General features: G+C 67.9%; 24 protein-coding genes and 1 riboswitch. Of the genes, 2 read left to right on the top strand and 22 right to left on the bottom strand.

The annotated features are described in order from the left end of the window. From cobU to PMI40_RS10115, 22 genes are all read right to left on the bottom strand, one after another. Positions 1 to 564 (bottom strand): bifunctional adenosylcobinamide kinase/adenosylcobinamide-phosphate guanylyltransferase (gene cobU, locus PMI40_RS10215; RefSeq protein ID WP_008114835.1); only part of this gene is annotated, 564 nt, incomplete at its 3' end. Further along, on the bottom strand, positions 561 to 1,220 hold the full coding sequence (gene bluB / locus PMI40_RS10210; protein WP_008114833.1) for a 5,6-dimethylbenzimidazole synthase: 660 nt from the start codon (positions 1,218 to 1,220) through the stop codon (positions 561 to 563). The genes cobU and bluB, both read right to left, overlap by 4 nt. Then, positions 1,217 to 2,551 carry a cobyrinate a,c-diamide synthase gene (locus tag PMI40_RS10205; protein ID WP_008114831.1) on the bottom strand — a complete coding sequence of 445 codons (1,335 nt, stop codon included), beginning with the start codon at positions 2,549 to 2,551 and terminating at the stop codon, positions 1,217 to 1,219. The genes bluB and PMI40_RS10205 overlap by 4 nt, the downstream gene beginning before the upstream one ends. Continuing rightward, positions 2,551 to 3,153, bottom strand: coding sequence for a cob(I)yrinic acid a,c-diamide adenosyltransferase (cobO, locus tag PMI40_RS10200; protein WP_008114829.1), 603 nt, complete (start codon positions 3,151 to 3,153; stop codon positions 2,551 to 2,553). The genes PMI40_RS10205 and cobO overlap by 1 nt, the downstream gene beginning before the upstream one ends. Then, complete coding sequence (locus PMI40_RS10195; RefSeq protein WP_008114827.1) at positions 3,150 to 4,280, bottom strand: GTP-binding protein; 1,131 nt, start codon at positions 4,278 to 4,280, stop codon at positions 3,150 to 3,152. Before PMI40_RS10195 ends, cobO begins: the two co-directional genes overlap by 4 nt. 3 nt (positions 4,281 to 4,283) lie before the next feature. Then, complete coding sequence (cobJ, locus tag PMI40_RS10190; RefSeq protein WP_008114825.1) at positions 4,284 to 5,843, bottom strand: precorrin-3B C(17)-methyltransferase; 1,560 nt, start codon at positions 5,841 to 5,843, stop codon at positions 4,284 to 4,286. Positions 5,844 to 5,919: 76 nt separating this feature from the next. Continuing rightward, on the bottom strand, positions 5,920 to 6,738 hold the full coding sequence (locus PMI40_RS10185) for a cobalamin biosynthesis protein (protein ID WP_008114822.1): 819 nt from the start codon (positions 6,736 to 6,738) through the stop codon (positions 5,920 to 5,922). Then, entirely contained in the window at positions 6,735 to 7,532 is a 798-nt protein-coding gene (gene cobM / locus PMI40_RS10180; protein WP_008114820.1) for a precorrin-4 C(11)-methyltransferase, read from the bottom strand. The genes PMI40_RS10185 and cobM overlap by 4 nt, the downstream gene beginning before the upstream one ends. Then, the gene (cobI, locus tag PMI40_RS10175; RefSeq protein ID WP_008114818.1) at positions 7,529 to 8,275 is read right to left on the bottom strand and encodes a precorrin-2 C(20)-methyltransferase; all 747 of its coding nucleotides are present in this window, start codon (positions 8,273 to 8,275) and stop codon (positions 7,529 to 7,531) included. The genes cobM and cobI overlap by 4 nt, the downstream gene beginning before the upstream one ends. Continuing rightward, on the bottom strand, positions 8,272 to 9,474 hold the full coding sequence (gene cbiD / locus PMI40_RS10170) for a cobalt-precorrin-5B (C(1))-methyltransferase CbiD (RefSeq protein WP_008114816.1): 1,203 nt from the start codon (positions 9,472 to 9,474) through the stop codon (positions 8,272 to 8,274). Before cbiD ends, cobI begins: the two co-directional genes overlap by 4 nt. Further along, positions 9,474 to 11,027, bottom strand: a complete 1,554-nt coding sequence (locus PMI40_RS10165; protein WP_008114814.1) for a precorrin-8X methylmutase — start codon at positions 11,025 to 11,027, stop codon at positions 9,474 to 9,476. Before PMI40_RS10165 ends, cbiD begins: the two co-directional genes overlap by 1 nt. Next, positions 11,024 to 11,740, bottom strand: a complete 717-nt coding sequence (locus PMI40_RS10160) for a cobalt-precorrin-7 (C(5))-methyltransferase (protein WP_008114813.1) — start codon at positions 11,738 to 11,740, stop codon at positions 11,024 to 11,026. Before PMI40_RS10160 ends, PMI40_RS10165 begins: the two co-directional genes overlap by 4 nt. Positions 11,741 to 11,759: 19 nt before the next feature. Next, a complete protein-coding gene (locus tag PMI40_RS10155; RefSeq protein WP_008114810.1) occupies positions 11,760 to 13,721 on the bottom strand; it encodes a putative cobaltochelatase in 1,962 nt (653 codons plus the stop codon). After that, a complete protein-coding gene (locus tag PMI40_RS10150) occupies positions 13,718 to 17,851 on the bottom strand; it encodes a cobaltochelatase subunit CobN (protein ID WP_008114807.1) in 4,134 nt (1,377 codons plus the stop codon). The genes PMI40_RS10155 and PMI40_RS10150 overlap by 4 nt, the downstream gene beginning before the upstream one ends. Next, positions 17,844 to 18,185, bottom strand: coding sequence for a ferredoxin (locus PMI40_RS10145; RefSeq protein WP_040501875.1), 342 nt, complete (start codon positions 18,183 to 18,185; stop codon positions 17,844 to 17,846). Before PMI40_RS10145 ends, PMI40_RS10150 begins: the two co-directional genes overlap by 8 nt. A gap of 80 nt (positions 18,186 to 18,265) precedes the next feature. After that, on the bottom strand, positions 18,266 to 19,009 hold the full coding sequence (locus tag PMI40_RS10140) for a CbtA family protein (RefSeq protein ID WP_008114804.1): 744 nt from the start codon (positions 19,007 to 19,009) through the stop codon (positions 18,266 to 18,268). Positions 19,010 to 19,022: 13 nt separating this feature from the next. Beyond that, positions 19,023 to 19,226 carry a CbtB domain-containing protein gene (locus tag PMI40_RS10135; protein ID WP_008114803.1) on the bottom strand — a complete coding sequence of 68 codons (204 nt, stop codon included), beginning with the start codon at positions 19,224 to 19,226 and terminating at the stop codon, positions 19,023 to 19,025. Between the two features lie 157 nt (positions 19,227 to 19,383). Continuing rightward, a riboswitch (cobalamin riboswitch) is annotated at positions 19,384 to 19,607 on the bottom strand. A 40-nt stretch (positions 19,608 to 19,647) separates the two neighbouring features. Continuing rightward, entirely contained in the window at positions 19,648 to 19,947 is a 300-nt protein-coding gene (locus PMI40_RS10130) for a hypothetical protein (protein ID WP_008114802.1), read from the bottom strand. A gap of 36 nt (positions 19,948 to 19,983) precedes the next feature. Further along, on the bottom strand, positions 19,984 to 20,127 hold the full coding sequence (locus tag PMI40_RS24180; RefSeq protein ID WP_162130380.1) for a hypothetical protein: 144 nt from the start codon (positions 20,125 to 20,127) through the stop codon (positions 19,984 to 19,986). Positions 20,128 to 20,267: 140 nt separating this feature from the next. Then, positions 20,268 to 20,612, bottom strand: coding sequence for a hypothetical protein (locus PMI40_RS24265; RefSeq protein WP_008114799.1), 345 nt, complete (start codon positions 20,610 to 20,612; stop codon positions 20,268 to 20,270). Positions 20,613 to 20,768: 156 nt separating this feature from the next. Then, positions 20,769 to 22,418 (bottom strand): phosphoglucomutase (alpha-D-glucose-1,6-bisphosphate-dependent), encoded by a 1,650-nt coding sequence (gene pgm / locus PMI40_RS10120; RefSeq protein ID WP_008114798.1) that lies wholly within the window; start codon positions 22,416 to 22,418, stop codon positions 20,769 to 20,771. Positions 22,419 to 22,632: 214 nt separating this feature from the next. Next, a complete protein-coding gene (locus PMI40_RS10115) occupies positions 22,633 to 22,887 on the bottom strand; it encodes a GlsB/YeaQ/YmgE family stress response membrane protein (RefSeq protein WP_008114797.1) in 255 nt (84 codons plus the stop codon). Positions 22,888 to 23,228: 341 nt separating this feature from the next. Between PMI40_RS10115 and PMI40_RS10110 the strand changes: the two genes are divergently transcribed. Further along, positions 23,229 to 23,612, top strand: coding sequence for a hypothetical protein (locus PMI40_RS10110; RefSeq protein ID WP_008114795.1), 384 nt, complete (start codon positions 23,229 to 23,231; stop codon positions 23,610 to 23,612). Between the two features lie 66 nt (positions 23,613 to 23,678). Beyond that, positions 23,679 to 24,710 carry a UTP--glucose-1-phosphate uridylyltransferase GalU gene (gene galU, locus PMI40_RS10105; protein ID WP_008114792.1) on the top strand — a complete coding sequence of 344 codons (1,032 nt, stop codon included), beginning with the start codon at positions 23,679 to 23,681 and terminating at the stop codon, positions 24,708 to 24,710. Positions 24,711 to 24,743: the final 33 nt, after the last annotated feature.

Below are 24,743 nucleotides of genomic sequence, written 5' to 3'. Positions count from 1 at the left end.
CGGCAGGCCCGCCGCCACCCACTGTACCTGCTCGCAGATGGCGGCCACCGACTGGTTCAGCCGCCCTGCCTCGTCGACGAACCAGCGCGACACCGCGCCTTGCGGCACGATCCCCATGCCGACCTCGTTGGACACCAGGATCACCCGGCCCGGCGCCGCCTGCAGTGCGCGCAGCAAGTCCACCCGCTGCAGCGTGAACGCGGCGGGCGCAACGATCGGCCCCATCTCGGGAAACGCGATGCCATCGGCAAACAGCAGATTCGACAACCACACCGTAAGGCAATCGACCAGCACCACATTGTCGGCGCGGCCGTGCTCGCGCAACGCCCGGCCCAACGCCAGCGGCTCCTGCACGGTGCGCCATCGTCCGCCCAGCGCCTGGCGGCGGGCACGATGCTGTTCGATGCGCTGGCTCATCTCGGGATCGGTGCGTTCGGCGGCGGTCGCCAGGTAGACGATTTCGCGCTCGCCGGCCGCCGCCAGCGCCAGCCGTTCGGCGTGCGCGCTCTTGCCCGAACGGGCGCCGCCGAACACCAGCGTACGGGGCAAGGATGCTGCGTTCATGTCGTCTCTTTCGGCCATCGGTTATCGAACACCAGTTCCTGCAAGTCGCGCCGCCGCGCCCAGTGCTGCCGTTGCAGCATCGGCTCCGGATAGAACTCGGGCACATGGCCCAGGCAGACCACGGCCACCGGCTGCGCGCCCGCCGGCATGCCCAGCAGATCGGCCAGCGCCAGCGGATCGAACAGCGACACCCAGCCCATCCCCAGCCCTTCGGCGCGCGCTGCCAGCCACATGTTCTGCAAGGCGCAGGCCAGCGAGGCCAGGTCCATCGCCGGCAAGGTGCGGCGGCCGAACACATGGTCCTGGCGCCCGTCCATCAGCGCCGCCACGATCAGTTCGCCGCACTCCAGCACCGCTTCGACCTTGAGCTTCATGAATTCATCTTCGCGCTCGCCCAGCGCCTGCGCCGTCAGCAGGCGTTCCTGCTCGACCAGGCCGTGGATGGCGCGCCGCAGCTGGCCATCGCTGATGCGAATGAAGCGCCACGGCTGCATGAAGCCCACGCTGGGCCCGGCATGGGCCGCTTCGAGCAGGCGCGCCAGCAAGGCCGGCTCGACCGGCTGGTCATTGAAATGACGCATGTCGCGCCGTTCGCGAATGGCGCGGTAGACGGCATCGATCTCGCTTTGCGGGTAGCGATGCGTGGGCGCGCTCATGCCGCCGCCCCGCCCAGCAAGGCGGCCACGGTACGCGGCGCGGAACGGAAGTAACCGTGCAGGTAGCTGGCGGTGACCTGGCCGCGGCGGTACACCACCTCGCCTTCGGACGAGTCGAACAGCCGTTCGCCGCGCGCCAGGAACTGCGCCCCGACCACCGCCCGCGAATAATGGAAGGTATGGCATCGCATGTGCTCACCCACTGCCCCCGGCAGGTTCAGCGACAGCGTCTGGTAACCCAGTCCCTGCAGCCGTGGTTGCACCGTGGCCTGCCCGGGCAGGATGCCGCACATCGCGCCGGCGGCGCCGTCCTGGCCGATCACGGTATCGAGCAGGTAGAGCATGCCGCCACACTCCGCATACAGCGCGCGACCGGCCTGGGCATGCGCGCGCAGGCCGGCCTTGGTGACGCTGCCGGCCTGCAGCGTGGCCAGGTGCAGTTCGGGATAGCCGCCCGGCAGCCAGACCGCATCGCAGGCCGGCAGCGGATCGTCGGCCAACGGCGAAAAGAACGCCAGGCTCGCTCCCATGCCCTCGAGCACGGCCAGGTTGGCACCGTAGATGAACGAGAACGCCGCATCGCGCGCCACCGCGATGGTGCGTCCCTGCAGCAGGGGCGGCAACGCCTTGTCCGGCGGTGGCGTACCGAAGTCGACCGGCGCCGGCAGGTTGGCCAGCGAGGTGCTGGCCATGCGATCGGCCAGCGCATCCAGGCGGGCGTCGAGATCGGCGATCTCGGGCGCGGCCACCAGGCCCAGGTGGCGCTCGGGCAGCGAAAACTGCATGTCGCGCTGCAAGCCCGTCAACAGCGGCACCGCCGGCCGGGCGTTCTGCAAGCCCTGGCGCAGCATCTGGGCATGGCGCGGACTGGCCACGCCGTTGGCCAGCACGCCGGCAAAGCGCAGCTCGGGGCGATAGCTCACCAGGCCCTGCGCCAGCGCACCGGCGGTCTGCGCCATGCCGCGCGCATTGATCACGGCGATCACCGGAATGCCCAGCAGGTGGGCCAGGTCGGCGCTGCTGGGTTCGCCGTCGTACAGGCCCATGACACCCTCGACCAGGATCATGTCGGCCTCGGCGGCGGCCAGCGCGACCTGGCGCCGGCAGTGGTCTTCACCGCCCAGCCACAGGTCGAGGTTATGTACCGGATGGCCACTGGCCTGTTCCAGCACCATCGGGTCGAGAAAATCGGGGCCGGTCTTGAATACCCGGATCTTCTTGCCGTCGCGCCGGTACAGCCGCGCCAGCGCGGCGGTGATGGTGGTCTTGCCGTGACCCGAACCCGGCGCCGAGATAAACAGCGCCGGACAGCGATAGGGGCTCTGCTGCATCAGAATTCCACGCCTTTCTGGGCCTTGACGCCTTGTTCCTTGTAGGGGTGCTTGATGGGTCGCATCTCGCTGACCAGGTCGGCCAGCTCGACCAGCGCGTCCGGCGCATGACGCCCGGTCACCACGATGTGCAGCATCTCGCGCCGCTGGGCAAAGGTAGCCAGCACCTGGTCCAGATCGAGATACTGGTACTTCAGCACGATGTTGAGTTCGTCCAGGATCACCATGTCGTAGCTGGGGTCGGCGATCATCCGTTGGGCCTCGGCCCAGCCGCGCTGGGCGGTGCGGGTGTCGGCCTCGCGGTCCTGGGTGTCCCAGGTGTAGCCGGCGCCGACGACGTGGAAGTCGCAATTGGCGTGGCTGCCCAGGAAGTCGCGTTCGGCGCTGTACAACGCGCCCTTGATGAACTGCACCACGCCCAGCTTCATGCCATGCCCCAGGATGCGCATGCCCATGCCGAAGGCGGCGCTGGACTTGCCCTTGCCGTTGCCGGTATTGACCACCAGCAGGCCTTTCTCGCGCTGGGCGGCGGCCTTCTTCTTTTCGAAACCCTCTTTGTGACGTTGGGTCATGCGCTTGTGCGATTCGGGATCGGTTTTCATTTCCAGTCGGTTCCTGTGAATTCGGTCAACAGCTGCGCCACCTTCGCGCGGCTGGGATGGTAGCCGATGATGACCAGCTCGGAGCGCGCCTGCGCGGCCCGCCCGGGCTGGCTCTCGAGCAGCGCTACCCGCGCCCGCACGCCCTGCACCAGCACCGTCCTGGTGCCGCCGGCATGGACGAAACCCTTGGCGCGCAGGATCGGCTCGGCCAGGGCGGCGGCGGTCAGCGCCTGCTGCAGCCGCTGCGGGTCCTGGGGCGCCTCGCAGCGCAGCGTAAACGACAGCCACCCCGGGTCCTGTTCGTGAAAGTGACGGTGCGTGGACAAGCCATGGCTGTGCGCCGCCAGGCCCGAGTGGGCGTGGCCGTTGAGCCGGCCCTGGTCGGCCAGCACGGCGCTGCGTTCGCCCGGCATGCCCAGCGCCGTGTAGTGATGATGCACGGCCGAGCCCGCCTGGTGCAGCCGCAGTCCGAGCGCCAGCCGGATATCGAGCCGTGCGCCATAGGCCAATTCGAGAAAACGCACGTTCGGCGCCAGCGCCCGCACCTGCTGTTCGGCCTGCAGCAACTGCGGCTCGTCCATCGCATCGATCTTGTTGAGCACCACCACGTCGGCGCATTCGAGCTGCTGGCGAAACAGCAGCGCGCTGGCATCGAGGGCGGCGCCGTGGCCTGCCGGCTGGTCCAGCAGCAATGGCGTATCGACCACCGCCAGCGTGGCATCGAGCACGAAGTGCGGCGCCAGTTGCGGCGACTGCAGCACTTCCATCACGGCGCTGGGCAGCGCCAGTCCCGAGGTCTCGATCAAGACATGGTCGATCTGCGCCCGGCGCGCCGCCAGTGCCAGCATGGCCGGCACGAAATGATCATCGTCGCCGTAGGCGATGAGGCCATGGGCGAAGTCCTGCACCTGTACCGCGCTGCTGCCGTCGGGGCGCTCGCTGCGCAACAGGTCGCCATCGATGGCGACTTCACCGAATTCATTGATCAGCAGCGCCAGGCGCCGCGCCTGGCGACGTCGCACCAGGTCGCGCAGCAAGGTGGTCTTGCCGGCGCCGAGAAAGCCGGTGACCACGGTCACCGGTATCGGTGGCAGCGCGCTCGGCAGGCCCTGGTCGGAGGATCGCATCGGTCAGGCTCCCGGCCAGGCGGCCAGTTGCCGGTGGACCGACTCGAAGTCGCCCGCCACGGCCGGATAGTCCAGTGCCGGGCGGCGCACCGTGAGCACCGGAATACCCAGCGCCTGCGCCGCGTCGAGCTTGGCGCGATAGCCGCCGGCCTGGCCCGAGTCCTTGGTCACCACGCAATCGATCTGCCAATCGCGCCATAGCGCTTCGTTGAAGCTGCGCGAAAACGGCCCCTGCATGGCGCACAGGTTGGCGCGCGGCAAGCCCAGTTCGAGCGCGCGGGCGACGAATTGCGGATCGGCCGTGACCCGCGCGAACCACTGGTGCCGATCGGCGCCGTCGGCTTGCAAGAAGCTGGCCAGGTCCTTGGACCCGGTGGCCAGGAAGATGCGCCGTCCCATCTGCATGGCGCGCCGGGCCGCCTGCGCCATGTCGGCGCAGGCCAGCGGGTCGTCGGCTGCCAGCAGGCTGGGGCGCTCGTAGCGCAGGTAGGCGATGCCCAGCTCGTGGGCCAGGTCCATCAACTGCTGCGACATCTGCGTGGCAAACGGATGGGTGGCGTCGACCAGCACCCGTGCCTGGCTTTGCCGCAGCGCCTGGCGTCGTGCTTCCACCCCTTGGCGGCCGGCCCAGACGAAGGCGCCGGGGCAGTCCTGCCGGGCCAGTTCGCCGCCATAGCCGGTGGCCGCCGACACCACCACGCGCTGGCCGCTGGCGGCCAGTTGCGCGGCCAGCGCATTGCCGTCGCTGGTGCCGGCGAAGACCCACACCGCCTGCGCCGGCAAGGCGGGAGCCTCGAGCTCGAGCGGCTGGGCGCTGCCGTCCTGGGTCCAGTCGTTGTAGCCACGGGGGGTGAAGATCCAGTCGCGCTTGCGCTGGGTAAATCGATTGCCGATGACGATGCTGGTGAGCATGTCGAACTGCAGCGTCGGCAGTTGGTCGAGGCGATAGATCGCCACCTGCTGGCCAGGTCGGTAGGCATTGCGGACCACACCGCACAGCGTATGCGGGGCCTTGTGCTGGAGCATCAGTTGCAGGATGCGATAGACGCCTTCCTGGCGCCCGGCGCTCTGCACGTTGTACAGCACGCAGGCCAGGTCGGCCTGGGCGATATGGCTGGCGCGCTGTTCGATCCATTCCCACGGGCACAGCAGGTTCGACAGCGACAGCGTGGCGAAGTCGTGCGACAGGGGCGAGCCCAGCAGCGAGGCGCAGGCGTTGGCCGAGGTCACGCCAGGGATCACGTTGACCTCATAGGTATCGTCCTCGCGCATGTCGTCGAAGGCCAGCGCGGCCATGGCATAGATGCCGATGTCGCCGCTCGACACCAGCGACACGCGACGTCCGGCGCGTGCCTGCTCGATGGCCAGCAGCGCCCTTTCACGCTCCTGCGTCAGCGGCGGGCTGTGGATCTGCTTGCCCTCGATGTGGGGCGCGATCCAGCGCAGGTAAAGCTCGTAGGCCACGATGACCTCGCTGTCGCGCAAGGCCTCGATGGCGCGCGGCACGATCATCTGTTCGAAGCCCGGTCCCACCGAGACCAGGTTGAGTACACCTTTGTTCACTACTGTTCCTTTTACTGTTATCTGCTGGCTGGTCCCGGATGACCCGGGATTGCCCGCTACGCGTGCGATCGTGCCGTCATTCGGGTTGTGTGGGGCGCGTGGGTTGCCACCCGGCTGCATCCTCGACCACCGCCACGGTCACGCCGTCAAGCGCCGTCTTGCCCAGCGCCAGCCGCCCGCGCGGGCAGGCGATCAGGGCCGCCGGTTCGCATACCCCTTCCACGCCCACGTTCTGCATGACCCAGTCCGAACCCTTGCCGACCCAGGCGCGCTGTGCGATCTGCGCCGTCGAGATCACCCGCAGCGGCAGGTCGTGGGTAGCGCAGAAGGCCAGCAGGCCCGGCTCTTCGGCCTTGATATCGATGGTGGCCACTTCACGCACCTGCTGCAACGTGGCCTCGGGACATTGCGCCAGGGCCTGCGTCACCGCCGCCGTGATGCGCTCGGCCGACACGCCCTTGCGGCAGCCTATGCCCAGTACCAGTGGCTTGACGGCTTCGGTGGCGGTGGTCACCACCGGTAGCGCGCCGGTCAGTTGTGCCACCCGATAGGCCAACCGGTTGGCGCCACCCTCGTGGCCGGCCAGCAGCGAAATCGCAAAGCGCCCTGCTTCGTCCAGCACCACCACCGCCGGGTCGCTATGCTTGTCCTGGGGCAAGCCATCCAGGAAGCGCACCGCGATACCGGCCGCGCCCACCATGATCCATTGCCGGTGTCGCCGGTAGGCCAGCGCAAACTGCTGGCGCTGCGACAAGGCCACCGCACCGCCCACCACATGCAACCACGGCCGGTAGAGCATCCCGCCCAAGCCGGCCTGCAGATGCAGCGCCAGCGCCTCGGCCTCGCGCCGCACCGGCCACAGGCCCAGCTCATCGGACACCGGCGGCGGGGTCATGGCGCCACATCCTCGACCGGGGCCTGGGCGTTGCGCTTCCCGGGCACCCGGAACAGGTGCGTGAACTGCTTCGAATACAGGCTCGACTCGGCGATCTGTTGCCGGTCCAGCGCCGCGCCCACCAGCATCATGGTGGTCAGGTTCCACTCGCCGCGCCGGTTCTCGTCGAGCACCGTAGCCAGCGTGCCCTGGTAGATGCGCTGCTCCGGCCAGCTGGCCCGGTACACCAGCGTCACCGGCGTGGCCGGCGGATAATGCAGCAGCAGGTCGCGCACGATCTTGGCCAGGTGCGGCCCCGACAGGAAGATGCACATGGTGGCGCGGTGCGCCGCCAGCCGGGCAATCGATTCGGACTCGGGCACGGCCGAGGCGCGTCCCGACACGCGCGTGAGAATCACGCTTTGCGACACCTCCGGCTTGGTCAGCTCGGCCGCCACCGCCGCTGCCGCCGCCGTGAAGGACGACACGCCCGGCACCACTTCATAGGTGATGCCAAGCGCGTCGAGCCGGCGCATCTGCTCGGCAGTGGCGCCGTAGATGGCCGGGTCGCCCGAATGCAGGCGCACCACGTCGATGTCCATGTCGCGGGCGCGCTCGTAGCAGGCCTGCTGTTGTTCCAGGTCCAGCGCGGCGGTATCGATCAGCTCGGCGCCAGGCTGGCAGTGTTCGAGCATGGCCGTAGGCACCAGCGAACCGGCATACAGCACCATGCGCACCTGGCCCAGCAGGCGCGCCCCGCGCAATGTGATCAGGTCGGCCGCGCCCGGGCCGGCACCGATGAAATAGACTTTCATGACTGTCCTTTCGGTTCGTGTCGCTTCTGTTGTGGCGTCTTGCGAATCAGCAACACTGCCAGGTAACCGCTGGCGGCGCTGGCATCGAGGGCGCTGACATCGTCTGCCAGCACCTGGTCGGACAAGCCGATGCGGCGCGCAAAGGCGCAATGCCGGGCAATGCCCATCTGGTTCAGCAGCGCCAGCACCCACGGCAGCCGCGCGCCCACCTTCATCAGCACCACGATATCGTGGCTGTCGATCTCGGCGCGCAGGCTGTCGGCGTCATCCGGGCAAGGCAGGATCAGGGTGCGCTCCTTGCCCACGCCCAGTGGCCAGTGCAATGCCGCCGCCGCCGCCGCGTAGCTGGTGATGCCGGGGTAGGTGACGCAATCGGATTGCGGCAGTACATCGCGCACCGCCGCCAGTACATAGCCATAGGTAGAATAGGTCAGCGCGTCGCCGATGGTCAAATAGGCCACCTGCAGCCCGGCGCGCAATTGGGCCGCCAGCTCCTGGCCCAGTTGGGCGTAGTGCTGCTGCAGCACGTCGCGGTCGGGGTCCATGTTGAACTCGATCTCGCGCAGCCGGCTGCGATCGAACTCGATACCGTCGAGGCACTGCAACGCAACCGACATGTCGGCACCGCGCGCACGCGGCAGGTAGATCACGTCGGCCGCGCGCAGCGCCTGCAACGCGGCCAGCGGCAGGTAGCCGGTGGGGCCGGGGCCCACGCCGATGCCGATCAGGCGTCCGCCGCTCATGCCAGCACTCCCAGGGCGCCACCGTCGAGGTCGAACAGGCGCACCTCGACGCGATCCACATTGGGCATGCGGGCCGCCGCCAGGCGCGCGATGCGGCCCTCGATCTCGACCCACAACGCCTTCGACAGCGCGCTGTCGCGCTGCCGTACCAGTTCAATTATCGCTTCCACCGTATTGGCATCCTTCATCTGTTGCAACAGCGCCGGCGCAAACAGCGGGCGCGGCGCGTTCATCGTCTGCGCCACGCGGGTCACGCCCTGCATGGCCATGTCGCTCTTGCTCGAATGGGTGTCCCACACCCCGTCCAATACCTTGGCCAGCTTGCCCGGATGGCCGGCCAGCCACAGCACCGGCAAGCGCCGCCGCTGCTCGCTCAACGCCTGCTGGGTAAAATCCAGCGCATCGCCCAGGAAGTTGGCGATCTGCACCGAGCGCCGGTCCGGCAGTCCCAGCTGCGCCACGAAGGCGCGCCCGATCTTGCCCGGCAGGTAGGCAATGGCATCGTCGGCCGCGCTGCAGTCGGCCAGCGCGACCCGGATATAGACCTCGATGGAGGCAATCCACGACGCCATCGACATCGGCTCGACAATGCCCGAGGTGCCCAGGATCGAAATGCCGTCGACGATCCCCAGGCGCGGGTTGAAGGTCTTGGGCGCAATGCGTCGACCTTCGCGGCAGCCGATGGTCAGGTCGAACCCCTGCGCCATCCACGCGGTGCGTGCCGCCGCCGACGGACACAGCTCGGCCAGCACCTCGGCCACCGCGGTACGCATCATCTGGCGCGGCACCGGATTGATGGCCGGTTCGCCCACCGCCACCCGCAGCCCGGGCATGGTGGCCGTGCCCACGCCGTCGCCAGCGAAGAAACGGATCTCGCCGCTGGCATTGCGCCGCACCTGGGCCACGATGGTCGCGCCATGGGTGTTGTCGGGGTCGTCGCCGCCATCCTTCAATACCTCGGCCTGGGCCGCCTGCGCATCGACACTGCCCACCTGCTGCACCGGCACCGAGATGAAGTGGGCGCCATCGGGCAGGCTGACCTCGGTACGTTCGACCCGGATCGCCGCCAGCAGCCAGTACAGCGCCGCGCGCACCGCCGCGGTGGCGCAGCTGCCGGTACTACGTCCGCGCCGCAGGCCGTTGGGGGCCAGCAGCGCCAGGTCGTACTCGGCCCGCTGCCGCTCCACGGGAGGTGGCATCAGGCGCTTTCCCGTTCTTGCGCCACCAGCCAGGCGATGGCGTCGATCAACAGCGCATTGATCACGCTGGCGGCCCAGGGCGAGCCGCCGCGGGTACCGCTGTTGGTGATGCGCGGCACCTGCAGGCACCGCCGCAGCTCATCCTTGCTTTCACGCGTGCCCACGAAACCGACCGGCAGGCCGACCACCAGTTGCGGGCGCCAGCCGTGCTCGCGAATGAGCCGCGTGGCCTCGACGATGGCAGTGGGCGCGTCGCCGATGGCCAGCACCACGTCGTTGCCGAATTTCTGCCAGGCGCGCCGGATACCGGCCGCCGAGCGCGTGATGCCCTGGGTACTCGACATCAGGTGCGATTCAGGGTCGTGCACGCCACACCAGGTCTCGATGCCGAGTTGCTCCAGCAGCGCCCGCTTGAGGCCGGTCTGCACCATGGTCACGTCGGTGACCACGCGCTTGCAGCGCAGCAGCGCGCGCATGCCGGTCTCGGCCGCGCCGGGCGAAAAGAAGATCTCGTCGGCCACCGCGAAGTCGCCGCTGGTATGCACCAGCCGTTGCAGCACCGTCAGGTGCGCTGGCGCAAAGCCGCTCCAGTCGCGTCCCTGGTCGATGATCTGCATGCTTTCGGCTTCGATCGGATGTGGCACATAGGGCGCCGTGGCGGTGGCGGCGGCAGGTCCGGCCAGCAGGTTGCGCACCGGCAGGTGATGGGCCCGCTGCGGCTCGCCCACCTGCTGCTCGAAACCGACGATTTGCACCCGGTACTTGCACAGCGTGCAGTTCATTGCGGCGCGCCCTTCGATGGCTTGCCGGGCCCGCTCGAGCAGCACATCGGCCAGGTGGGCATGCACCCCCAGGTAGCCGGCCTTGAGCACTTCCAGTTGCGGTTCGCGCTGGGCCAGTTCGTCGGCCGCGGCGAAGATGCGCTTGACCAGCACGCCATCGAACAGGAAGAACGGCAACACCACCAGCCGGGTATGGCCCATGCGGGCCGCCGCGGCCAGGCCGTCGCGCACCAGCGGCGTGGCGGTGCCCGAGAAACACAGTTGCAGGGCGCCGAAACCCATGCCCTCCTGCAGCATGCGCGCGGCCTTGGCGACCTCGCCGTTGGCGTCGGGGTCGGTGGTGCCCCGCCCGACCATGACCAGGCAGCTCTGGCGCCGCTCGGCGATGTCGCCCGCCGCCGCCTCGGCCTCGACCACGCGTTGCTGCGCCAGTTGCAGCAACAGCGGATGCAGGTCCATCGGCGCGCCGAAATGGAAGTCGACGTGCGGGTACTGCCGCGCCAGTGCCAGCAGCTCGGCCGGCATGTCGTTCTTGGCGTGGCGCGCCGCCAGCAACACCGCAGGCACCACGCTGACCTCGCGCGCACCGTCGGCCACGCAGGCCGCGGCAGCCTCGGCGATGGTCGGCGCGGCAAACTCCAGGTAGCCGTGGCGTACCGTGCTGCCGCCGGCGCGCTCGCGCACCAGTTGCACCAGCGCCTCGAATTCGCGCAGCGCATCCGGGTCGCGGCTGCCGTGGCCGGCAATCACGATGGCGGCGGTCGCGCTCATGGCTGGTTCCCCGGTGTCGGTGGTGGTTCGATCTGGCTGGCCATGGGGCGCTGGGTGCGGATGAGCATGATGCTCATGTCACTGACCTCCAGGTCGACGCAGGCGGCCAGGTTGCCATGCCATTCGGCGTCGCCGCGGGTCAGGTTTTCCCACACTTCGGTCGGATGGGTCGGGTCCACGCCCTGCTGCAGCAGGTAGCTGGCGATGTGGCGCGGCATGAACGAGCGTGCCGCGTCCCACGGGCATGGAATGACGATGGCGTTGCGCCCGTCCTTGAGCACGTTGACCAGGTGTCGCTTGAACGGCTCGAGGTCGCCGCGCCGGTGGAAGGTGATGAAGGTGGTCTCATCGAAGCAGACCCGGGCCTTGGATGCCAGGATCTGCGCCGACGAGATGCCGGGCAGCGTCTCGACCCGATGGCCGCAGGCGCGCTCGACCCGCTCCAGGTACTGGAAACCGCTGAAATGGATGTCTCCCATGAACACCACCACGCAGCGCTTGCCGGCGTGGTGCAGGGCCGCCACCCGGTCGAGCTGGGCCACCTGGTCGCGATAGCCCATCAATACCACTTCGGCCGTGGGCGGGATCGATTCGCGCACCACGTCGACCACCGCATTGAAGCCGGCCACGACGTCGGCATTGCGGATCAGCTCGGCGCCGCGCAGGGTGAGATACGAATGGTCGCCGGGGCCGGCGCCGATGCAGATGATCATTTCTTCAATCCTCGATAAGTCACGCGCCCAGTTGCGCGCGTACCGTCAACGCCAGGGCGTCGCCGGTGAATTGTTCCAGGGTCAGGCAGGGTGCGCCCAGCGCATCGGCCAGTTGCCAGGCCCGGCCCAGGCGCAGGTAACCGGTCTCGGTGTCCAGCACCAGTGCCGGCGTGCCGCGCCGGGCCAGGTGGGCCGCCGCATCGAGCGTCTGGCGCCAGGGTTCTTGCGGATCACCCGGCAATCCGACGTTGGCCCGCCCGTCGGACAGGATCACCAGCAGCGGCGGCGCGTCCTGGGTGGCGCGCTCGAGCAGCTGCGCGGCCAGTTGCAGGGCATGCGGTAGCGGCGTGCGCCCGCCCGTGGGCAGTTCGCGCAGGCCCTGCTCGGCCAGGTCGACGCTGCGGGTAGGCTCCAGCAATACCTCGGCGCGCTCGCCGCGAAACGCGATCACCGCCAATTGGTCGCGCCGTTGGTAGGCGTCGGTCAGCAGCGAGAGCACCGCACCCTTGACTGCTTCCATGCGGCGCTGCGCGGCCATCGAACCGGAGGCGTCGACCACGAACACGATCAGGTTGGCGCCCTTGCCGCGGCGCTCCTGGCGATGCAGGTCGGCAGGAGTCAGGCGCAGGCGGCCATCGTCCCCCTGCCCGGCCAGGGCGCCACGCACGGCGGCGCTGCGCAGGGTCGCACCTACCGCCAGTTGATCGGGATGGGTATCGGGCACGGCGCGCAGCGCGCTACCCCGGCGCGCCTGCGGCAGCGTACTGCGCCGCCCGGCCGGCGCCTGGCCTGGCGCCTGCGGCGTGTCGACGCTGATGTGGGGTGGCGCTGCGGCGGCGGCCACGGCAAAGGTGCGGGTTTCACCGGCGCCCGGCGCATCCGGGCCCCCTTCATCCGTGCCCTGCCCGTCGCCGGCGGAGGGTTCCGGCGGCTGGCCATCGCTACCCTGCGGCTGCGTCTGTTGCTGCCCGGACCTGGCCTGCTCGACCAGGTCATCGAGCCGCTCATGGTCCATGCCGGCCTGGTCGAATGGCTTGCGCCGCCGCCGATGCGGCAACACCAGCCGGGCGGCACAGCCGATATCGTCGGGCGTGACCCGGCCCCGCCCTTGCAGCGCGGCGATGGCACGCGCGGTCTTGTGCATCACGATGTCGGCGCGCAGGCTGGCGACTTCGAATTCGCAGCACAGGTGGCTGATCAGTTCCAGCATGGCGTCGTCCAGCACGACCTGCGCCAGCAACCGCTGCGCCGCGGCGACCTGGTCGCGCAATGCATGCTGCTGCGCCTGCCACTGCGAGCCGAAGGCGGCCATATCTGCCTCGTAGCCGATGCGCCGGCGCACCACCTCGGCCCGTACCTGCTTGTCCTGGGGCGCCGCCACCTCGACCATCAGGCCGAACCGGTCCAGCAACTGCGGACGCAGGTCGCCCTCTTCCAGGTTCATGGTGCCGATCAGCGTGATGCGCGCCGGATGCGTCACCGACAAGCCTTCGCGCTGGACCGAGTTGACCCCCATGGCGGCCACGTCGAGCAGCACATCGACCAGGTGGTCGGCCAGCAGGTTGACCTCGTCGATATACAGCACGCCGCGATGGGCCGACGCCAGCAGCCCCGGCTGGAACGCGCGTTGCGCATCCTGCAATGCCTTGTGCAGGTCCAGCGTGCCCAGCACCCGGTCTTCGGTGGCGCCCAGCGGCAGCGTGACGAACGGGATCTCGGCCTCGATCACCTGGTCCTGCCCGGCATTGCAGACCTCGCAGGCGGCCGCCGGCTGTCCCGGCGCGCAATTGAAGGCGCAGCCGGCGATGCGGGCAATGGGTGGCACCACCTGTGTCAGGCCGCGCGCGGCGGTGCTCTTGGCGGTGCCCTTGTCGCCGCGTATGAGCACGCCGCCGATGCCGGGGTCGACCGCGCACAGCAACAGCGCCGTCTTCAATTGCGCCTGGCCGACGATGGCGGCAAAGGGATAACCGTGGTTCATGAAAGGTCCTTGGCGTGTTCGCTGCCGCGCGCGGTCTCGCCGCGTGCCTCGAGCAAGCTTTCGCTGTGCAGGTAGAGCTGGCGCAACTGCTCCAGGGTGGCTTCGTCGGGCTGCTCCCACATGCCGCGGCTGGCCGCTTCCAGCAGCCGCTCGGCAATCGCGTTCTGGGCCCAGGGATTGGCCTGCTCCAGGAAAGCGCGCATCTCCGGATCGAAACCATAGGTATCGGCCAGTTGCTGGTACATCCAGTCGTCCATCACCTGGGCCGTGGCGTCATAGCCGAACAGGTAGTCCACCGTGGCCGACAGCTCCAGCCCGCCCTTGTAGCCGTGGCGCTGGATGCTGGCCAGCCACTTGGGATTGACCACCCGCGAACGGTAGACGCGCAGGGTTTCTTCCTTCAGGTCGCGCACCGCGGCCCGCCCCGGGTCGTGGCTGTCGCCGAAATAGTGACGCGGCTGCTGGCCCGACAAGGCGCGGATGGTGGCGATCATGCCACCGTGGTACTGCAGGTAGTCGTCGCTGTCGAAGATGTCGTGTTCGCGGTTGTCCTGGTTATGCAGCGCCACCTGCACGCTGCCCAGGCGCTGGCGGAACGCATCGCGGCAGTCGGCGCCCTGCACCCGGCGCCCGTAGGCGTAGCCGCCCCAATTGACATAGGCCTGGGCGAAGTCGGCGGCGTCGGTCCAGTTGCGCTCCTGGATCAGGGGCAGGATGCCGGCGCCGTAGCTGCCCGGCTTGGCGCCGAAGACGCGGTAGCCGGCGCGGGCGGCGGCCTCGGCCTGGCCCAGGCCCTGTGCTACCGACTGCGCCGTTTCGCGCAGGTAGTTGCGGCGCACGAAATTGAGATGTTCCGGTTCGTCGGCGGCGATGGCGGCCTGCACCGCGTCGTCGATCAATTCGATCAGCTGCGGGAACGCATCGCGGAAGAAGCCGCTGATGCGGGTCGTGACATCGATACGAGGTCGCTGCAACTGCGCCAGCGGGATCAGTTCGATACCGGCCACCTGGCGGTTGCCGGGGCGCCAGATCGGGCGCGCGCCCAGCAATGCCAGGATCTGCGCCACATCGTCGCCGTGGGTGCGCATGGCACTGGTGCCCCAGATGCTGATGGCGACACTTTCGGGGTAGCTGCCGGTCTCGCGCTGGTGCCGTTCCAGCACTTCGCGCGCCAGTTGCTGGCCGACCCGCCAGGCCGATTGCGATGGCACGCTGCGTGGATCGACCGAGTAGAAATTGCGCCCGGTGGGCAGGATATGGGCCATGCCGCGCGTGGGCGAACCGCTGGGTCCGGCCGGCACGTAGCGACCCGACAGGCCCGCGAGCAGGTTGGCGATCTCGTCGTCGGTGCGGCGCAGGCGCGGCACCAGTTGGTCGCAGGTGAATTCGAGCACGCGCCGCAATGGCCCATGGTCGGGGGCGCCCTTGGCGCTGGCCTTGGGTGCGGCCTTGACCGCGGGTGCCCGGCTGGCTGCCCGCAAGCCGCCCAGCACGCTGGCGGCCGACCTGGCCATGGCCGGCTGCAGGCGCGGCCGCTGGTCCGGTTGCAGCGCCGACAACGGCGCAAATACCGACGCCAATACGCCCTCGATGGCGCCATTGGCATAGTCGGCCTGCTGCAACGCCTGCATCAGGCGCAGGCACAGCGCATCGATGGCCTCGAGCGCGTCGGCCCGGGTGACCACGGCACGACCGGCCGTGCGTGCCAGCGCATCGTCGATGTTCAGGCGCCGCCCCTTGTGTTCGAGCAGCATGTCCAGCGACAGTCCGAACAGGCCGGCGACTTCTTCCTGCAGGCCGGGCAGGTCCTGGTTCGGCAGCCGGGTCAGGGCCACCAGCATGGCGGGCATCTGCTGCGCATCCGGCATGCGGCCGAGGATGTGCAGGCCGTCACGGATCTGTGCCGCGCCCAGCTCGCACAGGTAGCCGTCGAGGTCCTCGATCAAATGCGCCACGCCGGCCCCATCGAGCTCGGCCAGGCCATGCGGCAACTGGCCGTCGTCATGGTCATGGTCGTGATGCGCGTGATCGTGCCCGTGGTGGTGATGGCCGTGGTCATGAGCGTGACCATGATCGTGACCATGATCGTGATGATCGTGATCGTGGCTATGGTTGACCAGCTTCCATTGCAGGTCGGTGTCGAGGTTGGTCTGGCGCACCAGCTCCCAGATCTGCTGTTGCAGCAACGGCAGCTTGGCCGGGTCCAGCACCTCGACCTGGTAATACTCGTCGACCAGTTGCGTCAACTGCGCCAGCGCGCCATAGCTGTCGGCGGTGGTCATCGGCGGGGTCAGGTGATCGACCACCACCGCATGGGCGCGGCGCTTGGCCTGGGCACCCTCGCCGGGATCGTTGATGATGAACGGATAGAACAGCGGCATGTCGCCCAGCAAGGCGTCGGGGAAGCATTCTTCGGACAGGCCCACGCCCTTGCCCGGCAACCATTCGAGCGTGCCATGCTTGCCCACGTGGACGATGGCGTCGGCGCCCCACTCTTCGTCCAGCCAGCGATACAGCGCCGTGTAATGGTGCGTCGGCGGCAGGTCGGGCTGGTGATAGATGGCGTCCGGGTCCATGCCGTAGCCGCGCGGCGGCTGCAGGGCGACGAAGGCGTTGCCCAGCGGCAGGCCGGCGATCACCAGGTGCTGGTCGTGTACATAGGCCTCGCCCGGCGCTGGCCCCCACTGTTGTTGCATGCGTTGCTGCAGGGACCGTGGCAGGGCCGCGAACCATTGGGCGTAGCGCGCCGCCGGCACGCGCCCGGCGGCGTGCCGCAGCTGTTCTTCCGAGACAATGATGTCGTCGTAGGAACAGCGGTCGACCAACGCGTGGATCAGGGCGGTGCCGTCCTCGGGCAGCGCACCGATCTGGTAACCCGCCGCCTCCAGCGCCTGCAATATCCGGTACAGCGAGGCCGGCGCGTCCAGGCCGACGGCGTTGCCGATCTGCGCGGCCTTTCTGCTGGAATTGGTGAAGATGAAGGCGATCCGCTTGTCGGCATTGGGCTTGCGCCGCAACCGCACCAGCCGCTGCGCCAGCCCGGCAATGCGTCGCACGCGATCGGGTAGCGGCTGGTAGCGCAGCGCGCCGCTGTCGTCGGCCGGCAGCTTGAACGACAGCGGCACCCCGATGATGCGCCCGTCGAACTCGGGCAATACCACGTTCATGGCCGCGTCCAGCGGATTCATGCCGCGCGTGGAATGCTGCCACTGGTCATGCGTCATGCCGCTGGTCATCGCCTGCAGCACCGGCAGCCCCAGTCGCTCCAGCACCGACACCGACCAGCCGGCCGGTGTGACGTTGCCGGCCGTGATCTCGCCCATCGCAAAGGAAGTGGTGTTGACCAGCAGGTCGACCTGGGGCCGGCCATCGGCGTGGAGGAAATACTGCAGCGCCGGTGGCACCTGGGTACCGCCGGCGACCCGCAGCGAGGAGGTGAAGATCGGCAGCACGTCCATGCCGCGCGACTCCAGCGCGGCGACCAGGGCATCGACGAAATCGGTATTGCCCGACAACCAGTGCGCCCGGTAGAACACGATACCGACCGCCGGGCGCGATGCCGCCGAGGGTGCGCGCAATGCCTGCCACTGGGCCGCCGTGGCACCCTGTTCGAGGTCGGGATGGTAGATGCCGTGCTCGGGCAACACCTGTACCGGCTCGTGGCCGAAACCGGTCAACAGCAGGCGATCCGACAGGCAACGCAGCAGTTGCGCCAGGTTGACGCTGCCACCGGCGTTGAAATAGGCCAGCGCCTGCTGCTGGACGTCGATGGGGGCGGTAGAGGCTGCCGCCAGTTCGGCATCGGGCTCGCCGGCGCCCGACAGCACGATCAGGTGACGTCCCTGGCTGCGCGCTACGCGCACCAGCTCGCCCACGCCGGCAATCGCGCCCAGCCGCCCCAGTACGCGCAGCACGATCACCTCGGCGCCGGCCAGCGGCCCGCGCAACAGCGCGGCCAGGCCCTGGCGTGCGGGTGCCCCATCGTCGGCAGATTGCAGCTGCTGCAGGTCATGGCCGGCCACCACCGGGAAGTCGGCCGGCAGCTGCAACCGGGCGCTGGCCAGCATGGACAGGTCGGTCGAGGCATGGGTCAGCAGGACGATACGCGCAGGCGCGCCGCTATCAGACATCGGGGTTCTCCATCTCGGGGGTGACATCGCCACTGCCCAGGCGGTGGAACACCAGGTCGGTGACTTCGCGCCCGCCTTCGAGGTGCTCGACCACCACCCTTTCGATGGCGGCGGCGTCCACGCAGCGGTACCACACCCCTTCCGGATAGACCACCACCACCGGCGCCTGCGCCTTGCAGGCCACCATGCAATGGGTGCGGGTGCGCTTGACGCGCAACGCGGGACGGGCGTCGATCTGCTCGCCCAGGACCCCGAACATGGCCTCGGCCAGCACCCCGTTGTCGGTGCAGCGGGGTCCCACGCACATCAGTACGTGGCGGGTATGTGTTCTCATTGCATCAGCTTTCAAATGCGTTGCGGCGGCAGGGAGCATCGCGCTCCTTGCCGCCGCAGCGGATGGACGGTCGGACCTGGTCAGCCGAACTTGCGGTAGAACAGGCCGCACAGGGCGCCGAGTGCCAGCCAGAATACGGCATTGGCCAGGGCCGTGGCGTGGATGAAGGCACGCGCCAGTTGTTCCGGCGCCAGCCCGCCATGCACCTCGGGTTGAGGGGCGCCGATGATATGCGGCACCACCAGCAGCAAGGCGCCCACCAGTTTCCAGGGCCAGGCCCGGGCATAGACGATCGTGGCCAGCCCGGCGGCGGTCATGCCAGCGGTCATCACCCACCACCCTTGACGCGCATGCAGCGGAGCGGCCAGCGTGCCGGGCACCTCGGGCGGCAAGCCCAGCGACGGCGCCACGAAAAACACCAGGTAACCAGCCGCGCCCCACAGCAAGCCGCTGCGCCAGCTGACCTGGCGCCCGCTGACGACGATGGCCCCCACCAGCATCAACGCAAAGCCGATGGCCATGCTGACATTGGCCGCGACGGTATAGGCGGTGCGCTCGAGGCCATCGGCCGGCTCCCATTCGTCACCATCGTGACCATGCTCATGCTCATGCACGGCGGTGGCGCCCGCCCCGGCCGCGTCGGCCGGCGCCGCGTGGCCATGGGGCGCCTCGGCATGGGCCGCTTCGCCAGCCTTCTCGTATTGCTCGGCCTGCAGGATGATGTTGCTCACCTGCACATGCTGCACGCCGGACAGCAGGATGCCCGACAGCACGCCGGCCATCACCACCGCCGACGCCATGCGCCGGAAAATCGTCCAGTTCATCGTTGGGTCCGGCTCAGTGGCAAGGAAAACCGGCCGAATGGCGGCCGTCGTGTGCAGCGTTGTGCAATTCGATTTTGGACGCAAAACCGGCGCCGTAGATCAGCGCCGCGCCCAGTGCGAATGCCAGCAACGAAGGCGCGATGCGGTCGCGCCAAACATTGGCGCCGACGGTGGCGTGGTCGACGGAATCGGGTGTGACGCCGGAGTGGATGGACATGTCTGTTCCTTGATTGGCCTGTGATCGGAAGGCAGGCGTAAGCGGCAGCCGACCCGACATCGTGCCATGCCACGCGCCATGCCGGCAAGACGCACGGGGCCGGGGTCGCAACGATGGAAATCGGGATGCTGTCCTAACGCTCGCCCTCCGCGATGCAATTTTAGAATTTGCTCCGGGCCGGTCTCCGGGCTGGCGAGGCGGGGGTTTCCCTGGACAGGCGCCTTCCCATGCGAAATGCACAGTGGCGTGATGCGTGCCCTTCTCGCTTACCGTTGCGGGGGCAGCGCTGGCATTGACTGTCCCGTGGGGACGATCGCACCAGCTTCCCGTTTAAACCCCCGGCGTGACGACCCCGGGGATACCAGAAGCAATGCTATGGCGCGCAGTATAAAGGGTGGTACGGGCTGGGGCAAGCCGGACCTCAGGTCGGCTCGTCCGGCCCAGGCTTGGCGGCAGCGCCCCGGCGCTGCGCCTGCTTGCGCACGCTGCGCTTTTGCACCGCCAGGCGGCGGGCATCATCGTCGACGATGTCGCGGCCGATCTCGTTGTCGGAAGCGACTTCGCGTACCGCAGGCTGGTGGGCGCTATCGATACGCCGGATCTCGCGGTCGATCGGACCCGCCGTCGGCACCGGCGGCATGACCGGGGTGGTGGTGACGGAGCCCACGGCCGCCTCGAAGACCTGGGCGAAATTGGGAATCATGGAATCGGAATGGTCCATCTCGGCCTCCCTGGACTAATCATTGCAACACGGCAACTACATGCGAATCGGCTTATCCGACGGCCTCGGGTTGAGCGGCGGGTCTTCGACCGGAATCGGGTCGTCGTCGGGCAACTCAGACGGCGGCAGGTGCGGCTCGGGCGTGGGTGGGGTTTCCTGTGGCGTATGCAGTCGGGTCATGGCCATCAATCACAGTGGGTTCTGGTGCGGAATCGGATCTTGCGGCGGGGTCGGGTCCAATGGCGGGACTTCGACCGGCGGGGTGTCCTGCGGCTTGTGTTCCAGAATGGACATGGCGCTCTCCAGTAGGGGCGGTGAAATTATGGTCGATCCGGCGGTGCCGGCTGCAAGTCGTCGTCGATGCTGGCCAGCGGGTCTTCGGTGCCGTCCGGTTCGACCACCCGGAACTGGTCGGTCTCCAGCACCGGCAGCCGATGTTGGTCGGTCAATGCCGAGGGCCGGCCGAAGCGCGCATCGTTTTCCGCCTGCGCGCGCCGTTCTCGCTCGCTGCGGATAGCCTGGTCGGTGCGGGCTGCGGTGGCCTCGCGGCTGGCGTCGCCCTGCTGCTCCTGGCGCCGCCGTTCCATGGTGTAGGTGTCAGGTTCGCCCTGGACGGTGTGGCGCAGCAATGCCGCAGCCTGTGTGCCCGATGCGCGGTTTTCCATGTCGATCTCCCCTTCAGGCGTGATGAAATGCAGACAATTCATCTTACGAACGCCCACCGGCCACATCAGCAGGACAGTGGAGCATTCGCTTGTAGGATGGTTGGAGATGCCGGACCGCGCCTGCCGGCGGCAAGCGCCGGGCAGGCCGGGGCGCGATCAGGCGCCCTCGAGGGCGCGGCTGACGATCTGCTGGGCTTCGCTGAAGATGCGGTCCAGGTGAGCCTGGTCGCGGAAGCTTTCGCCATAGATCTTGTAGATGCTCTCGGTGCCCGAGGGGCGCGCCGCGAACCAGCCGTTGTCGGTTTCGATCTTCAAGCCGCCGAACGGCTTGTCGTTGGCCGGCGCCGTGGTACGCACCTGGCGGATCGCCTCGCCCGCCAGTTCGGTGGAACTGACATCGGCCGGCGACAGCTTCGACAAGCGGGTCTTCTGGGCCGGCGTGGCGGCAGCCTCGATGCGGCCGTTGACCGGCGCCCCGAGGATGCCGGTCAATTCGGCATGGATCTCGCCAGGATCGCGGCCGGTGCGCGCGGTCATCTCGGCGGCCAGCAAGGCGGCGGTGATGCCGTCCTTGTCGGTGCTCCAGGGCTGGCCGTCGAAACGCACGAACGACGCGCCGGCGCTTTCTTCGCAACCGAACGCCAGGCTGCCGTCGTACAGGCCGTCGACGAACCACTTGAACCCGACCGGCATCTCGAGCAGCTTGCGTCCCAGGTGATCGGCCACCCGGTTGATCAGGTGGCTCGACACCAGGGTCTTGCCAATGGCGGCGTCGGCGCGCCAGGCCGGGCGATGGCGATACAGGTAGTACACCGCCGTGGCCAGGTAGCTGTTGGCCGACAGCAGGCCCACGCTCTTGGCGATGATGCCGTGGCGGTCGTGGTCGGTATCGCATGCCATGGCGACATCGAAGCGGTCCTTGAGCGCAATCAGTTCGGCCATCGCATGCGGTGACGACGGGTCCATGCGGATCTGGCCGTCCCAGTCCAGCGGCACGAAGCGGAAGGTGGCGTCGACATCGGTATTGACCACTTCCAGGTTGAGCTTGTAGCGCTCGGCAATCGCGCCCCAGTAATGCACCCCCGCCCCGCCCAGCGGATCGACGCCGATCTTGACGTTGGCGCCCGAGATGGCGGCCAGGTCGATGATGTTGGGCAAGTCGCTGACGTAGTTGTCGAGGTAATCGTAGCGGCGCGTGGTGTCGGCCTTGAGCGCCTTCTGGAACAGCATGCGCCGAACCCCGTCGAGGCCCGCCTCGAGGTAGCCGTTGGCGCGTTGCTCGATCCAGCCGGTGACATTGGAGTCGGCCGGGCCGCCGTTGGGCATGTTGTACTTGAAGCCGCCGTTGTCGGGCGGGTTGTGCGACGGGGTGATCACGATGCCGTCGGCGCGCGCCGCCGGATGCAGGCGGTTATGCGCCAGGATCGCGTGCGACACCGCCGGCGTGGGCGCATACGGACTACCCTCGGCCAGCATGGTCACCACCTCGTTGGCGGCCAGCACCTCCAGCGCGCTGTGCCATGACGGTTCCGACAAGGCATGGGTATCGATGCCCAGGAACAGCGGGCCGGTCAGCCCCTGCTGGCGCCGGTAGTCGCAAATGGCCTGGGTGATGGCCAGCACATGCCACTCGTTGAAGCTGCACGCATTGGCATTGCCGCGGTGGCCGGACGTGCCGAAGGCGACACGATGGGCGGCGTAGCCGGCGTCGGGCCGCAGGCTGGCGTAGTTGGACAGGAGCACTGGCAGGTCGGCCAGCGAAGAGGGTGCCGCACGCTTGCCGGCCAGTGGATTGACGCTACTCATGATGTTGGTTTTCTTGATAAATGGAAACGAAGTCAGCGTAGGACCCTGGAGTCACTGTTGCGTTGCACCAGAGGATGTAAATCAGGTCGCATTGTAACGGCATTGCCCAGCGGCGCAGTCGCCAGGCAATGGCGAGCGATGCTGGACGCACAACGCAGACATGCGCCACTGGGGCGCATGTCTGCTTCAGGTAGAACCGCCGACCGGGGTCGGATCAAGCCCGGCGGCGGAAGGCCCTGACGATCACCAGCAGCACCACCGCGCCGAGGGTGGCGGTGACGATGGAAGCCAGGATGCCGCCGCCCACTGCGATGCCCAGCAGTCCCGCCAGCCAGCCGCCGATGACGGCGCCGACGATACCGATGAGGATATCAGCGAGCACGCCGAAGCCGCCGCCCTTGACCAATACACCTGCCAGCCAGCCGGCAACGGCGCCGATGATCAGCCATACGATGATTCCGTGTTCCATGATGCTTCCTTTCGTGTTGTGTTTAAGGCCCGTCACGCAGGGTTGAAGTGCCCAACGGATGAGGCAATGGTAGGCAAGCGCCGCGACGCTCGATATCGGACAGCGGCCCATTCCCTTGTAGGACAAGCGCGCCCAGGGCCGCTGTCGGCGACGTTGCCCGACGACACGACGATTGCGCGACGGGCGTGGGCGTTTCCGTTTTTCCTACATTGCAAACAGTCGCTTTCTGATAGCTCGGCGCGCCCGCTCTGCCTAAGCTTGCGTCACCTTGGCAATGCAGTGCAGCAAATGGACCGCATGCCGTTGAACATGCGATAGCCCCATAAGAAAGACAACACGCCATGCTTACCCTGCCATCCCGCCTGCAAGCCTTCATCTCGCCGCGTGCCCCGTTTGCACCGGCGGCCCCCGCCCGTCACCAGGACCTCGAGATGGACGCCATCGACCAGATATCCGCCCACACGCAAGAATCCGTGCAATTGCTGCGCCAGATCTCGATCAAGGCGCCGCAACTGGCCGCCGTGCTGGACCAGCTCGAGCAAGGCGGTAGCACGCAGCGGATCGAATTTACCGCGGCACCCGCGGCGCCGCGCCTGGCGCGCAGCGGATCGATGCTGGACATCACCGCCGGCCTGCTGAGCAACGCTTTCCCTACTGCCGCGCCGCTGTTCTACAGCTGCCGCACCTACCTGCATTTGAAGCTATTGAAGAAAAAAACGGGCTGATTGCATCGAGCCTGTCACTCGCAAGGGTGAGGATGTTACGTCGACCAACTTTTACCTGGGCCTAATATGACCAAGATTACCAAAGCCGTTTTCCCTGTCGCCGGTCTGGGCAGCCGTTTCCTGCCTGCCACCAAGGCACAGCCGAAAGAAATGCTGCCTATCGTCGACAAGCCGTTGATCCAGTACGCAGTCGAAGAAGCGGTGGCCGCCGGCATCACGGAGATGATCTTCATCACCGGCCGCAACAAGCGCGCCATCGAAGACCATTTCGACAAGGCCTACGAGCTGGAAAGCGAACTGGAAGCAGCCGGCAAGACCAAGCTGCTGGAGATGGTGCAAACCGTCATCCCCAAGCATATCAATTGCGTCTACGTGCGCCAGGCCGAACCGCTGGGCCTGGGCCATGCGGTGCTGCTGGCCAAGCAACTGGTGGGCAACGAGCCCTTCGCCGTGCTGCTGGCCGACGATTTCATGGATGTCGAAGCCGGCCAGCCCAATGTAATGGCGCAGATGACGGCCGCCTTCGAGCGCGAAGGCAAGAGCCTGCTGGCAGTGCAGGATGTGCCACGCCTGGAAACCCGCCAATACGGCATCGTCAGCGGCAGCGCCTACCAGGACCGCCTGGAACTGGTCAGCGGCATCGTCGAGAAACCCGCACCCGAAGTGGCGCCGTCGACGCTGGCCGTGACCGGCCGCTATGTGCTGACCCCGGCCATCTTCGATCACCTCGAGAAGATCGGCACCGGTGCCGGTGGCGAACTGCAATTGACCGATGCCATCTCGGCCCTGCTCACGCAGGAAGACGTCCTGGCCTATCGCTATGAGGGCCAGCGCTTCGATTGCGGCTCCAAGCTGGGCTACCTCAAGGCCGCCGTGGCCATGGGCATCAAGCATCACGAAGTGGGCAGCAACTTCTCGCAGTTCCTGCGCGAGTTCAAGGAAGACAACGCCTTGCAGCAGGCCACCCAATCGAAGGCCACCGCCACCATGGGTGCCATGCGCGACGGCAGCGCCGAAGTCAAGGAATTCGATCCGGTGCAGCACGCGCGCCCGGTGGCCAACGAAACCAAGCCGGCCGCCAGCCGCAGCTTCATGTAATTCGCAGTAATCCAGCAGCATCCCAGTAGAGAC

Origin of the sequence: Herbaspirillum sp. YR522 (assembly GCF_000282575.1) — a bacterium.
GTDB lineage: Bacteria > Pseudomonadota > Gammaproteobacteria > Burkholderiales > Burkholderiaceae_D > Herbaspirillum.
Note: the sequence above shows the minus strand (reverse complement) of the source record. Positions and strands in the feature narration are given on the sequence as shown.